The sequence below is a fragment of the Frateuria sp. GZRe14 genome, from assembly GCF_051900395.1.
GTDB lineage: Bacteria > Pseudomonadota > Gammaproteobacteria > Xanthomonadales > Rhodanobacteraceae > Frateuria_A > Frateuria_A edaphi.
This window is the reverse complement of record NZ_JBHZGJ010000001.1, coordinates 119952-133090: the sequence shown is the minus strand read 5'-3', so window position 1 is coordinate 133090 and position 13139 is coordinate 119952. Positions and strand designations below refer to the sequence as shown.

Annotated in this window: 15 protein-coding genes; 4 read left to right on the top strand and 11 right to left on the bottom strand. The window is 70.2% G+C overall.

The genetic code is table 11. From position 1 onward, the window contains the following. Positions 1–144: 144 nt before the first annotated feature. The 3 genes from ACFWZ1_RS00650 (at position 145) to ACFWZ1_RS00640 (ending at position 3339) form a co-directional block, all read left to right on the top strand. Positions 145–1050: a patatin-like phospholipase family protein gene (locus ACFWZ1_RS00650; RefSeq protein WP_439665072.1), complete on the top strand. Its 906-nt coding sequence runs from the start codon at positions 145–147 to the stop codon at positions 1048–1050. Positions 1051–1160: 110 nt separating this feature from the next. After that, positions 1161–2288 carry a DJ-1/PfpI family protein gene (locus tag ACFWZ1_RS00645; RefSeq protein ID WP_439665071.1) on the top strand — a complete coding sequence of 376 codons (1128 nt, stop codon included), beginning with the start codon at positions 1161–1163 and terminating at the stop codon, positions 2286–2288. A gap of 61 nt (positions 2289–2349) precedes the next feature. Then, complete coding sequence (locus ACFWZ1_RS00640; RefSeq protein ID WP_439665070.1) at positions 2350–3339, top strand: GlxA family transcriptional regulator; 990 nt, start codon at positions 2350–2352, stop codon at positions 3337–3339. Between the two features lie 3 nt (positions 3340–3342). Here ACFWZ1_RS00640 and ACFWZ1_RS00635 read toward each other — a convergent pair whose 3' ends face one another. The 6 genes from ACFWZ1_RS00635 to ACFWZ1_RS00610 all read right to left on the bottom strand — a co-directional run bounded on the left by ACFWZ1_RS00635 (position 3343) and on the right by ACFWZ1_RS00610 (position 7619). After that, entirely contained in the window at positions 3343–3711 is a 369-nt protein-coding gene (locus ACFWZ1_RS00635) for a DUF488 domain-containing protein (protein WP_439665069.1), read from the bottom strand. A gap of 104 nt (positions 3712–3815) precedes the next feature. After that, positions 3816–4532 carry a glycosyltransferase family 2 protein gene (locus ACFWZ1_RS00630; RefSeq protein ID WP_439665068.1) on the bottom strand — a complete coding sequence of 239 codons (717 nt, stop codon included), beginning with the start codon at positions 4530–4532 and terminating at the stop codon, positions 3816–3818. 151 nt (positions 4533–4683) lie between these two features. Beyond that, complete coding sequence (locus ACFWZ1_RS00625) at positions 4684–5550, bottom strand: ParB/RepB/Spo0J family partition protein (protein WP_439665067.1); 867 nt, start codon at positions 5548–5550, stop codon at positions 4684–4686. 2 nt (positions 5551–5552) lie between these two features. Continuing rightward, positions 5553–6398: a ParA family protein gene (locus ACFWZ1_RS00620; RefSeq protein WP_231322657.1), complete on the bottom strand. Its 846-nt coding sequence runs from the start codon at positions 6396–6398 to the stop codon at positions 5553–5555. A gap of 33 nt (positions 6399–6431) precedes the next feature. After that, positions 6432–7094, bottom strand: a complete 663-nt coding sequence (rsmG, locus tag ACFWZ1_RS00615; protein ID WP_439665066.1) for a 16S rRNA (guanine(527)-N(7))-methyltransferase RsmG — start codon at positions 7092–7094, stop codon at positions 6432–6434. Between the two features lie 72 nt (positions 7095–7166). After that, positions 7167–7619 (bottom strand): SPFH domain-containing protein, encoded by a 453-nt coding sequence (locus ACFWZ1_RS00610; RefSeq protein WP_439665065.1) that lies wholly within the window; start codon positions 7617–7619, stop codon positions 7167–7169. 181 nt (positions 7620–7800) lie between these two features. Between ACFWZ1_RS00610 and ACFWZ1_RS00605 the strand changes: the two genes are divergently transcribed. Then, on the top strand, positions 7801–8319 hold the full coding sequence (locus tag ACFWZ1_RS00605) for a gluconokinase (protein WP_439665064.1): 519 nt from the start codon (positions 7801–7803) through the stop codon (positions 8317–8319). Positions 8320–8373: 54 nt separating this feature from the next. Here the strand turns inward: ACFWZ1_RS00605 and ACFWZ1_RS00600 are convergent, their stop codons facing one another. From ACFWZ1_RS00600 to ACFWZ1_RS00580, 5 genes are all read right to left on the bottom strand, one after another. Next, on the bottom strand, positions 8374–9207 hold the full coding sequence (locus ACFWZ1_RS00600; protein ID WP_231322649.1) for a pirin family protein: 834 nt from the start codon (positions 9205–9207) through the stop codon (positions 8374–8376). A 152-nt stretch (positions 9208–9359) separates the two neighbouring features. Continuing rightward, positions 9360–10118: a DUF4336 domain-containing protein gene (locus ACFWZ1_RS00595; RefSeq protein WP_439665063.1), complete on the bottom strand. Its 759-nt coding sequence runs from the start codon at positions 10116–10118 to the stop codon at positions 9360–9362. Positions 10119–10172: 54 nt separating this feature from the next. After that, complete coding sequence (locus ACFWZ1_RS00590) at positions 10173–10856, bottom strand: YecA/YgfB family protein (RefSeq protein ID WP_231322643.1); 684 nt, start codon at positions 10854–10856, stop codon at positions 10173–10175. A 6-nt stretch (positions 10857–10862) separates the two neighbouring features. Further along, positions 10863–11633, bottom strand: a complete 771-nt coding sequence (gene xth / locus ACFWZ1_RS00585; RefSeq protein ID WP_439665062.1) for an exodeoxyribonuclease III — start codon at positions 11631–11633, stop codon at positions 10863–10865. A 61-nt stretch (positions 11634–11694) separates the two neighbouring features. Further along, entirely contained in the window at positions 11695–13047 is a 1353-nt protein-coding gene (locus tag ACFWZ1_RS00580; protein ID WP_439665061.1) for a cation:proton antiporter, read from the bottom strand. Positions 13048–13139 lie beyond the last annotated feature (92 nt).

Genomic DNA, 13139 nt, shown 5'->3' with positions numbered 1-13139 from the left:
GGCATGGTTCCTTTGGGCTGCCTGGTCGATGGCGCGGACGCCGAAGGACCATCATAACGGTCGCGACCGCTGACGTCCGGACGCAGACTTCACCACAGCCCCACGCTAACGTATCGTGAGGACTCGCCCTTCACAGGCTACCGCATGAGCCAGCCCGCCTCCGCGGATGCCCCGCGCAAACCGACCGTCGCACTGGCGCTTGGCGCCGGCGGCGCCAAGGGGCTGGCGCACATCGGCGTGATCGAGGAGATCGAGCGCCAGGGGTATGCGATCGGCGCGATCGCCGGCACCTCGATGGGCGCGCTGATCGGCGGCATCTACGCGATGGGCAAGCTTCCGGTCTACCGCGACTGGGTCTGCAAGCTCGCCCGCTTCGATGTGCTGCGGCTGGTCGACTGGACCTTCCGCGGCGGACTGATCAAGGGCGAGAGAATCATCGAGACGTTGCGCGAGCTGATCGGCGACGCGCGCATCGAGGACCTGCCGCTGGCCTATACCGCCGTGGCTACCGACATCGACCGCGAACGCGAGGTCTGGCTGACCCGCGGCCAGCTGTTCGACGCGATTCGCGCTTCGATCGCGATTCCCACCATCTTCCGTCCCCACACGATCGACGGCCGCCGGCTGGTCGACGGTGCGTTGCTCAACCCGGTGCCCGTGACGCCGCTGATCCGCGAGCGCGCGGAAGTCCTCTTTGCGATCAGCCTCGATGGCCGCTCCAACATGCTGGCCCCCGAGCGGGATGCCAAAGCCGATCCGGATGCGGATCCGGATGAGGAATCCGGCTGGCTCGGCCGGCTGCTCTCGCACCGCGAGGACAAACCCGCGCGCGTGCACGAACCAGGCGCACTGGCCCTGCTGAACCAGGCAATGGACCTGATGCAGTCGAACCTCTCGCGGCTGCGCCTGGCCGCGTACGAACCCGACCTGCTGATCGAGATCCCGCGCGACGCCGCGGCTACCTATGAGTTCTACCGCGCCAGCGAGCTGATCGAACTGGGGCGGACGCGCACCCGCGAGGCGCTGGAACGCTGGCGACCCCAGGGTTGAGGCAACGCGCCTGCGGGCGCCGATCTGGCAGGTTTTGACGGTTTTGTGTCAGGAGCGCCAAGCGCCGGCCGGTGACACTGGCGTCCAACCTTCTTGCCGGATCACCTTCCATGCGCCTGCGCTTGCTTGTCCTGTTCGCCGCCGCGATAGCGGGCACGCCCGCCTTCGCACGACCACCCGCGCCCGCGCCCGCCGCAACGAACCACATCGCGGCGTGGCAACCGCGCTTCGGACGCGCGCGGCCACTCGTGGCGGTGGTCGGTGAAAACGGCAGCGACGACAGCACCACCGAACTGGCCGACTACGTGCTGCCGCTGGGCATCCTGCGCGCCTCGAAGGCCGCCGAGGTGGTTTCGCTGGCGACCGCCTCCGGTCCGCTCGTGCTGCGTCCGGCCCTGCGCGTCCAGCCGCAGGCCACGGTGGCCGCGTTCGACGCCGACTACCCGGACGGCGCGGATTACGTGATCGTGCCGGCGGTGAGCCATCCGCGCGACCCGGCACTGCTGGCCTGGCTGGCGTCCCAGGGCGCCAAGGGCGCGACCCTGGTCAGCATCTGCGACGGCGCGCTGGTGGTGGCAAACACCGGCCTGATGGACGGTCACCGCGCCACCGCCCACTGGGATACGCAGGCGCTGCGGGCCAAGGTGTACCCGCAGGTCGCGTGGATGAGAAACATCCGCTATGTCGCCGACGGCCGCATCGTTTCCAGCGCCGGCATCAGCGCTGCCATGCCGGTCGCGCTGGCGCTGGTCGAGGCGATCGCGGGCACGCCGCGCGCGGCGGCGGTCGCGCGCACGCTCGGCGTGGCCGACTGGAGCGACGCGCACGACAGCGACCGCTTCCTGCCGCAGTGGGGCAACCTGCGCGCGTTACTCGCCACGAACTACACCAATCACTGGCTGCACCGTACCCAACGCCTCCGTCTGCCGGTCGCAACGGGGGTGGACGACATTGCGCTGGCCCTGGCGGCCGACGCGTACTCGCGCACCGGCCGCAGCCGCGTCTATACCGTGGCCGCCTCGCTGGATCCGCTGACGACGCGCCATGGCCTGCTGCTGTTGCCCGATCTGCGCGCCGATGCGGCCCCCGTCCATGGCGATCGCGAGCTGGCCTGGCAGGCGTCGATCCCGCCGGCGCACTTGCTCGACCGGGCACTGGCGGACATCGCCAGCCGCTACGGTCGCAGTACCGCCTACGGCGTCGCGCTCGATCTTGAATATCCGGGCTTTCGCCGGTGAGCTTCCACGGCGCACCGCCGCGCCCGCGCACCGTCGGCCCCAAACCCCGACAATGCCCGCCATGATCGCAACCCGCCGCATCGTCCTGCTCGCCTATGACCAGATGAACCTGCTGGACCTCTGCGGCCCGCTGCAGGCGTTGACCACCGCCAACCGCCGCGCAGGCAAAACGCGGCCCTACGAGACCGTCACCGCCTCGGCCACGGGTGGCCTGGTAACCACCAGCGCCGGCCTGCCCTTGCTGACCGTACCGGTGGCCTCGCTGCAGGACGCACCGATCGACACGCTGATCGTGCCGGGCGGCTGCGAAGGCGAAACCTACCGGGCGCCAGCGGCGCTGGTCTCGTGGGTGGCCGAGCGCGCGCCGGCGGTGCGGCGGCTCTGCTCGGTGTGTACCGGCGCCTTCCTGCTCGCAGCCGCCGGCCAGTTGGACGGGCGCCGCGTGACCACGCACTGGGACTGGGTGGAACGCCTGCAAGCGGCCTATCCCACGGTACGGATCGAGGCCGACCGCATTTTCGTGCGCGATGGTGCGGTGTGGACTTCCGCCGGCGTCAGTGCCGGCATCGACCTGACGCTGGCGTTGATCGAGGACGACCTCGGCCACCAGGCCGCAATCGACGTGGCGCGGCAGCTGGTGGTGTTCGTCAAGCGTCCGGGCGGGCAGTCGCAGTTCAGCGCGCCACTGGCCGAGCAGGCGCGTGGCAATGGCGACTTCGCTGCTCTGCACGCATGGATCGCCGCACATCTGCACGAGGACCTGAGCGTGGAGCGGTTGGCCGAGCAGGCTTGCATGACGCCGCGTACGTTCGCGCGGCTGTATGCCGCCCGCCAGGGACGCACGCCAGCCCGAGCGGTGGAGGCGATCCGGATGGAGGCGGCCTGCCGCGCGCTGGAACAAACCGGCCTGCCACTGAAGCGCATCGCCGCCAACTGCGGCTACCGCGAAGAGCAGAACCTGCGGCGTGCCTTCCATCGCCGCTTTGGCATTACCCCGGCGCAGTACCGGCTGCGCTTTTCGGCGCACGCCACTGGGCGAGAACCAGCCTGACGTTCAATGCGGGCCGTGCGCGGCCAGGTAGCTTTCCAGATACGCCTTCAGCGCCACGGCGTTGTTGTGCTCCTCGTCGCGCGCGCCGAACAGCAGGGTCACCTGGTGGCGGCGGGCTTTCTCGGCCAGCGACTGCCAGCTTTCCGGAACGGCATCGAGTTCGCCCGCGTAGCGGTGGCGAAACCCCTCCCAGCGCGTCGGCTCGTGGCCGAACCACTCGCGCAGCTCGCGCGAGGGGCCGACCTCCTTCGCCCACAGGTCGAGCGCCGCGTCGGCCTTTTTCAGCCCGCGCGGCCACAAGCGGTCGACCAGCACGCGGTAGCCGTCCTTCGGCGCGGGCGGATCGTAGACGCGTTTGACGGCCAGGCTCATGGCGTCCCCCGTGGAAGGAACCTGCCCCAAGCTTACGCCCGCCGGGTGAAAGGCCCGTCGGGCCTAGGGTGGCGGCGGGTCGAATCCCATCCTACGGTCCGGGCCTAGAGCTCCTCGACGCGGGTGATCTTGGCGCGGCGCATCAGCCAGGCCACGCCACGCAGGTCGGCCAGGCCGACCCACAGGCGGTCGAGCATGCCGTACTTGGAGGTGCCCGCGGTACGCGGGCGATGGCCGACCGGCACGCTGCGGCTCTCGAAGCCCGCGCGGCGCACCAGCGCCGGCAGGTAGCGGTGCATGTGGTCGAAGTAGGGCAGGCGCAGGAACGTCTCGCGCTCGAACAGTTTCAGGCCGCAGCCGGTGTCGGGCGTGGCGTCCTTGAGCATGCGCGAGCGCACCGCGTTGGCGATCTTCGAGGAGATGCGCTTGTTGAAGCTGTCGCGGCGCGTGGTGCGCCAGCCTGCGAACAATTTCACCTCGGGCGGCGCGTTCTTGCGTGCATCGAGTAGTCGCGGGATGTCGGCCGGATCGTTCTGGCCGTCGCCATCGAGCGTGGCGATCCAGCTGCCGCGCGCGGCGCGCACGCCGTTGGACACCGCCGTGCTCTGACCGCTGCGGCTGACGTGGTGCAGCACGCGCAGCTCCGGGTAGCTGGCCTTCTGGGCGGCGAGCACGGCGCGGCTGTCGTCGGTGGAATCGTCGTCCACGTAGACGATCTCGAAATCCGCCTGGCCGCGCAGCGCGGTGGCGATTTCGGCAAGCAGCGGAGGGATGTTGTCGCGCTCGTTGAACACGGGCACGACGACGGAAAGCTCGGGCATGGGGCCAGTCCGGGGGAACGATTGGGCGGGGATTATCGCCGATGCGAGGCGCGGGCGCAGGCCAAGACCGTGGCTTGCCTGCCGGAGCGCCCTTGGGCGCGACCGTGATGGATGGCGGTCGCTCCCAAGGGCGCTCCCACAAGAGGCCGGCTCAGCGCAGCTTGCCCAGGATCCCGTCCAGCTCGTCGTTGCTGTGGTAGTGGATCACCAGCTTGCCGCGCCCGCCGCGGCCCTGGGCCAGCTCCACGCGGGCGGCGAAGCGTTCGCCCAGCTCGCGCTCCAGCGCATCGATGTTGGGATCGCGCGGGCCGGCCTTGGCCTTGCCCTTGGGCGCGGCCTGCGCGCGGCGCGCGGCTTCTTCCAGTTCGCGCACGCTCCAACCCAGCGTCGAGGCCTGGCGCGCCAGCGGCACGGCGATGCGCTCGTCCAGCGTGAGCAGGCAACGGGCGTGGCCCATCTCCAGCTTGCTCTCGTCCAGCAGCTTCTTGATCGGGGCGGGCAGGTCGATCAGACGCAGCAGGTTGGACACCGCCGCGCGCGAACGGCCGACCGCATCGGCGGCCTGCTGGTGGGTGAGGTCGAAGTCGTCGATCAGCCGCTTGAGCGCATCGGCTTCTTCGAGCGGGGTAAGGTCCTGGCGCTGGATGTTCTCGATCAGCGCCATCGCCGGCACGGCGGCCTCGTCGACCGTCTTGACCAGCGCCGGGATGTCGCTCATCTGCGCGCGCTGGGCCGCGCGCCAGCGGCGTTCGCCGGCGATCAGCTCGTAGCTGTTGCTGCCGATGGCGCGCACCACCACCGGCTGGATCAGGCCCTGCGCCTTGATCGAGGCGGCCAGTTCGTCCAGCGCCTCCTCGTTCCAGTGCCGGCGCGGCTGGTACTTGCCCGGCTGGATCTGCTGGATCGGCAGGGTGCGCAGCTCGCCTTCCTGTTCCAGCGGCGACGCGGTGCCGGCGCCATCGCCGCCGAGCAGCGCGTCCAGCCCGCGGCCGAGTCCCCGTTTCTTCGCGGCGGCCATGGTTACTCCTGGTGGATGTCGGCCGCCGCGTCGAGCGGCTCGCCGGTGTCGTGCATGTCGTTGAGCGCGGCCACGGCCGCCTGTGCGCCGCGTTCGCGGCGGATGATCTCGCCGGCCAGGCCGATGTAGGCGATCGCGCCGCGCGAGCTTCGGTCGTACAGGTGGATCGGCTGGCCGTGGCTGGGCGCCTCGGCCAGGCGCACGTTGCGCGGGATGATCGAGCGCAGCACCTTGTCGCCGAAGTGCTGGGTCAGCTGCGCCGAGACCTCGTTGCCCAGATTGTTGCGCACGTCGTACATGGTGCGCAGCAGACCCTCGATCTCCAGCTTAGGGTTCAGCCGCTGGCGCACCGCCTTGACCGTGTCGAGCAGACTGGAGAGCCCCTCCAGCGCGAAGTACTCGCACTGCACCGGCACCAGCACCCCATCGGCCGCGGTCAGCGCGTTGAGCGTGAGCAGGTGCAGCGAGGGCGGGCAGTCGATCAGGATGGTCTGGTACTTGTCGCTGACCTTGGCCAGCTGTTCCTTGAGCCGGCTTTCGCGGGCGATCGCGTCCATCAGCTTGAGCTCGGCGGCGGTCAGGTCGCCGTTGCCGGGCAGCAGGTCGTAGTGGCCCTCGGTGCCAACGATGGCGCGCTCGATCGGCGACTCGTCCAGCAGCACCTCGCAGCCGTTGGGCTTGGCTTCGCGCTTGTCCACGCCCGAGGCCATGGTGGCGTTGCCCTGCGGGTCCAGGTCGACCAGCAGCACCTTGCGCTTGGCGGCCGCCAGGGCCGCAGCGAGGTTGACCGCCGTGGTGGTCTTGCCGACGCCGCCTTTCTGGTTGGCGACAGCGATGATGCGGGCCATGGTCGTCTTAACTTGCAACAAAGGACGGGTAGATTAGCAGGGCGCGCCGGAGCCTGATCCATCGGCCCCGGTGCGCTGGATCACGATCAGGCTGCGCTCGGCGCCCAGGCCGGGCACTTCCAGCGCGTGGGTGGCCTGGACCGCGAAGCCGGCCGGCAGCGCGGCCATCTCGTCGGCCGCCGGCTTGCCCTTCATTGCCAGCCAGCGGCCGGACGGGGCGAGCAGGTGACCGCCCCAGCTGAGCATGTCGGCCAAGCTGGCGAAGGCGCGCGCGGTGATGCAGTCGAACTGGCCCTCGACCTCCTCCACCCGCGACTGCACGGCGCGCACGCCCTCGAGCTTGAGCGAACGGATCGCCTCGCGCAGGAAGCGCACCTTCTTGCCGTTGGAGTCGACCAGCAACACCTCGCGCCCGGGCGCGGCGATCGCCAGCGGGATGCCGGGCAGGCCGGGGCCGGTGCCCAGGTCCGCGAGGCTCCCGCTCCGCACGTAGGGCAGGATCGCCAGCGAGTCGAGCAGGTGGCGGGTGACCATCTCGGCGGGGTCGCGCACGGCGGTGAGGTTGTAGGCGCTGTTCCAGCGCTCGAGCAGCGCCTGATAGTCGAGCAGCCGCTCGACCGCGCCGGGCGGCAGCGCCAGGCCCAGCGCTGCCAGACCCTGTTCGAGCCGGTGTTGCAGGACGGGGCGTGGGCTCATGGGCGGTCCGGGCGCGGGCAGGACCGCGAAGTATCCGCGCGCGCGCGCATCGAAGCCAGCGCGCTGGCCGCCTCAGGCCAATTCCAGCTCCACCCGGGTGACCATCAGGCCGCGTTCGCGCAGCATGCCGTTCAGGGCGCGCTTGAGGCTGCTGCCCAACGCACGCTGGTCGGCGGGTCCGGGTCCGGGCTCGCCATGCAGGGCCTGCAGCGCGCTGTTGCGGATCAGTTGCGCCGCCTGCTCGATCACCGGATCGACCCGCTCCGGCTCCAATACCTGCCAGTAGACGCGGCCGCGGACGCCGCGGGCATCGGCCAGCGCGTCCTGGAACTGCAGGATCTGGCCGGTCAGGTCGATGCGGTGCCCGGCCCGGTCCAGGCCGGGCCACAGCAGGTGCAGGCCCGGTTCGAGCAGGCGCGGCGGATGACCACGGCGGTGGACGACCTGGACGTGGCCTGTCGGCACCCGGCGCAGCACGGCCAGCAGCAGGCAGACTAGGGCGATGGAAACCAGGAGCGCGAGCATGGCGGATGGCCGGTGGGTTGCGGATGACTCGGCAGGGGTCCGATGCTAGGGCGGCCTGTGCCGGGCAGGATTAATGGCTTTTTAACTCCCCTCGCTCAGCACATCGGCCACCCGCTCCTCCGCTTGAGTGCCGGAACGTGACTGCACGCACATTTCTCCCGCTTGCCACCGCCGGGTACCGATGAGCGATCCGGTGATGCTGGTGGTGATGGGCGTGTCCGGCTCGGGCAAGAGCACCATCGCGCGGCGGCTGGCCGAGGCGCTGGGTTATGCGTTCCTGGACGGCGACGACCTGCACCCGCTGGCCAACGTCCTCAAAATGAGCGCAGGCATGCCGCTGGAGGACTCCGACCGCATCCCCTGGCTGGACACGATCGCCGCCTGGATGCAGCGGGAACTGGCGGCCGGGCGCAGCGCCGTTGTGGCCTGTTCCGCGCTCAAGCGGACCTACCGCGAACGCCTGCGGCAGGCCGGGCCAGCGGTGCGGTTCGTCTATCTGGACGTCGACCACGACGAGCTGGCGCGGCGCATGCGCGGGCGCGAGCACTTCATGCCGTTGACGTTGCTGGGCAGCCAGTTGGCCACGCTGGAGGAACCGGACAGCGACGAGCCGGCAGTGCGGGTCGACGCCAACGGCTCGATCGAGGCGACGGTGACACGGGCGCTCGATGGCCTCGCGCAACAAACCCTGCGGCCGTAACGCCGTAGGGCGGGCTTCAGCCCACCCTGCGCGGCACGTCCTGTGGCAGCGGGCTCAGAACCGCCCGGCGCGGAAGTCGGCAATGGCTTCCTGGATCTGCGCAGGCGTGTTCATCACGAAGGGCCCGTAGCGCGCGACGGTTTCGTTGAGCGGGCGGCCGGCGACCACCAGCAGGCGCGCGGCGCTGGTGCCGGCGCCCAGGGTCAGGCGGTCGCCCTCGGAGAGCACCGCCAGCTCGCCGCGCGAGAGCGGCTCGCCACCGACCTCGGCCGACTCGCCCTCGAACACGTAGGCAAAGGCGTGGTGCTCCTCGGGCAGGTCCAGTTCGAAGCGCGCGCCGGCGGCCAGCGTGATGTCCAGGTACAACGGGTCGGTGGCAATGCCCTGCACCGGGCCGACCGCCTCGCCCAGCCGTCCGGCGATCACCCGTGCCTGCACGCCGGGCGCCGGTTCGACGCGGGCGATGCGTTCGGGCGCGATGTCCTGGTAGCGCGGCGCGGTCATCTTGTCGGCGGCCGGCAGGTTCACCCACAGCTGGAAGCCCCACATCAGGCCGTTCTCCTGCTGCGGCATTTCCGAATGCAGGATGCCGCGGCCGGCGGTCATCCACTGCACGCTGCCGGGGCCCAGGTCGCCCTGGTTGCCGTGGTTGTCGCCGTGGCGCATGTGCCCGGCCAGCATGTAGGTGACCGTCTCGAAGCCGCGGTGTGGGTGCTCGGGGAAGCCGGCGAGGTAGTCGCCCGCCTGGTCGGAGCGGAACTCGTCCAGCAGCAGGAACGGATCGAGCATGTCCAGATTGGGCTGGCCGATGATGCGCTTGAGCTTCACCCCGGCGCCGTCGTTGGTGTCGATGCCGCGCACGCGGCGGCTGATGGTGCGTTGGCTCATGGGGAACGCCTCCGGCGTGGAAGGATGTCCACGAGCATGGGGCCGCTGGCGATCGGGGCCAAGCGTGGCGACGTGAACGGATTGTTCGCCGGGAGCTTCCTGTAAGAGCGCACCTGTGCGGGACCATGGGCACGATCGCGCACAGGTGCGCTCTACGAGGGGCTCAGCCAGGCGAACGCACGGCGCAGCTCGGCCTCGCCGTGTTCCATGAAGCAGCGCCCGTGCGCCAGCACGATCCGCTGCGGCTGCCAGCCCAGCATGCGTTCGATGCAGGCGCGCGCTTCAGCCCTGTGTCCCAGGTAGGTCAGGCGCATGTCCAGCGGCATCTTGCCGTTGGGCGCAAGCACGCCGCCCAGGCGCGCGATCCAGCGCATCGGCGCATCGAGCCGGCCGGCTTCGAAGTTCTCGATCAGGTCGGCCAGGATCAATGTGGCGCTGGGCCGGTGCAGGAACACCACCTCCTCGATGGCGCGGCTGCCCTTGAAGCGCAGCTGGTCGAGCGAGCCGGCCCAGGCCGTCGGCGCGGCGTCCTCCAGCTCCGCGTCGAAGTGCGCCTCGATGCGCTGGCCCGCGGCGCGCTCGCGCACGCCCGGCGAGGCCCATGCGATCGCCTGCGGGTAGCGCTGCTTCCAGGCGGCGATGTGCGCGTAATGCAGCTTGTTCGGCGAGACCAGGTGGCGCACCGGGCCGAGCGCGTCGACGGCCTCGAACAGCTCCGCGTCCGGCGCGACCGGCGAATGGCACCACAGCGCGCCATCGGGCAAACGCGCCAGGGTCATGCGGGTCGGAAACGGCGCGCTGGTGCCCAGCGGCGCGGCCATGCGCACGATCGGGCCGTCGACGATCCACAGTCCCGGCGCGATGGGCTTGAGCGTGTTGATCGGTTCGTAAAGCGCCGTGTCCATGGCCATGCCTCGGTCCCTTGCCGGAATCCTGCGAAGAACGGCCCTGCAGCTTGGGCGGTTTCAGTGCACCCAGTGTCCGCTGCGCTGGCGCGGCGGCGGCGGCGCTTCCTCGCCGGGCGGCGCGGGAGTGCGGGTGAGCGCGGCCAGCTCCGCTTCGGTGGCTGGATGCTCGTGCCAGTAGTGGTCGACCGCACCGAGCACCGGCGCCACCTGCGCCAGGCACTCGTCGTATTCCTCGTCGCTGAGCTTTTCGAACTCCGCCTCGGCCGAAAGGATGCCCTCGTCCACCGCCAGCGCCATCACGGGCCCAAGCATTTCCATCAGCTGCGGATCCTCGGCCAGGCGCTTCTCCCACAGCGTGGCGCGCAGGTCGATGCCGCGGCTGAAGCCTTCGCACCAGCCGGCGGCGGAGAGCACCGGGCCGGTGTCGGTGTCGACTTCGCCCAGGATCGGTTCGTAGGCGTCCACGTCCAGTTCGACGCGGATCGAATCGTTCAATTTGGCCAGCAGTTCCAGCACGCGGTTGCCCTCGGCCTCGTTGGCAAAGGCATCGTGCAGAACCTCGGGCAGCCATTCGTCCGGCAGCACCTCGAGCGGGCCGACGGCGATCGCCGAAAGCATGCCGTGCACGCCGTCGAGCAGCAGGCGGCCTTCGTCCGCGTGGCCGCGCAGGTAGCGGTCAAGTTCGTCCAGTTCCTCGTCGGTGAGGGAGCTGGGCCATTCTTCAGGCGGAGTGCTGTTCATCGTTCCTCAGATATCCAGATCGAGCGTCACCGGGGTGTGATCGGACGGGCGTTCCCATTTGCGCGGCACGCGGTCGATGGCGGCCGCGCGCGCGGTGCCCTTCAACGCATCGCCGAGCAGGATCAGGTCGATGCGCAGGCCCAGGTTGCGGCGGAAGGCGGCCTGTCGGTAGTCCCACCAGCTGTGGTGGCCGGCGTCCTGTTCGAACAGGCGGAAGCTGTCATGCAGGCCCAGGCCGGTTATCGCGCCGAGCGCCTCGCGCTCGGGCACCGAGCACAGCACCGAGTCGCGCCAGGCGACCGGGTCGTGCACGTCGCGGTCTTCCGGCGCGATGTTGAAGTCGCCCAGCACGACCAGGTTCGGATGGCGCTCGTGTTCGCGCGCGATGAATTCGCGCACCTTGGCCAGCCAGTCCATCTTGTAGGTGTACTTCGGATCGCCCACCGCCTTGCCGTTGACCACATACAGGTCGATCACGCGCAGGTCGCCGATGGTGGCGGCCAGGATGCGCCGCTGCGGATCGTCCAGGTCCGGGATGTCGGTGACGACGTCGGTGGGCGCATGCGCGCGGGCGAGGATTGCCACGCCGTTGTAGGTCTTCTGCCCGGAGAACACCGCGCGGTAGCCAGCCGCGGCCAGCTCGTCGACCGGGAACTTCGCGTCCTCCAGCTTGGTTTCCTGCAACGCCACGACGTCCGGCTGCGCCTCGGCCATCCACTGGGTCAGCTGCGGCAGGCGCACTTTCAGCGAGTTCACGTTCCACGAGGCGATCTTCATCGGCGCATTGTAGGGGATGCATCCGGCTAGCCCGAAGACCGCGCGCCCCGTCGACCCGGCGTCACCCCTCGCGTGACTGCTCCCGCTCGATGCGGCGCCGCCGCCAGGCCAGCAGGGGCTGCGCGCTGAACCCGTGCACCACGGTACTCAGCGCGGTCACGGTAACGATGATGCCGGCCAGGTGCCCGGCCTGCGGACCGTTCACGCCGTGGGTGATCGCGTAGCAGAGGTAGTTGATGCCGCCGATGCCGCGGATGCCCAGCCAACCGACCATCACCCGCCGCTGCCAGTGCCAGCCGCTGCCGATGGTGACCAGCCACACGGCCAGCGGACGCACCAGGAAAAACAGTACCGCCGCGACGGCGAGACCATCGATGTCCCAGTGACGCGCGACCGCGATGCCTAGCAGCAGGACGAGCAAGGGTGCGAGCAGGTGCTCCATGGTGTCGCCGAAGATCAGCGCATCGCTCATCAGGCGGCCGACGGCCTGTACTGGTTCGCCCCGGTCCTTGCGGCCGACCACCGGCGAGCCGGCCACGAACTCGGCCGGCAGCAGTTCGTCGCCGCGCTCGCGGCGCCGCAGGCGCGGGTGCGGATGCTCGCGGACCACGCCGACCTCGACCATGCGCATGCCGGCGCCGGCGGCGAAGGCGGCCAGGAAGCCGAGCGCGCCGACGCTCTGGGCGGCCGCATAGGTCAGCGCGATCAGCCCGAGGGTCAGCAGCGCGCTCGGGCCCGGGTCGCGCTGGATAAGCATCAGCCGGGTACTCAGCCAGCCGACTGCCCAGCCCATCGCGAAGCCGATCCCCAGGCCGCCGACCACGCCCCAGAGCAGCTCCAGCAACGCCCAATGGCCGAACACGCCCCACGACCATGGCGTGCCCAGCAACGTCAGGCCCAGCAGCAGGAACGGCATCGCGCTGCCGTCGTTCATGCCCGCCTCGCCGGACAGCGCCACGCGCAGTCCGTCGCGATCGGCGGCATTGTCCACGGCGATCACGCTGGCCAGCACCGGGTCGGTGGGCGCCAGCATGGCCGCGAGGATCAGCGCGAACGGCCAGTCCAGCCCGAGCAGCAAGCGCGCGGCGAGCGTCATGCCGGCAATGCTCAGGAACATCGCCGGAAACGCCAGCCGCCGGGCCATCGCGGCGGGGCCGGCGTCCAGCGGCACGCGCAGTTTCAGGCCGCCCACGAACAGCGAAATGATCAGCGCCACCTCCGTCAGGCGCTCCATCCACCGCGCGTCACGCAGGAAGTCGACTTCCAGCAGGCCCAGTCCCCACGGCCCGACGATCGCGCCGACCGCCAGGTACAGCGCGAAATGGGTCACCGGCAGCGGTCGGATCCAGCCGGTCGCCAATGACATCAACAGCAACAGCCCACCGACCGCCGCCATCCATCCGAGAAAACCCATGTCGGTCCCAGCCAGCTGGACAGACCCCGGATCGTCGCGACATGGGCATTCAGGCGGAATGAAGGTCGCCGCGACGCGCGCTCGCGCCGGCG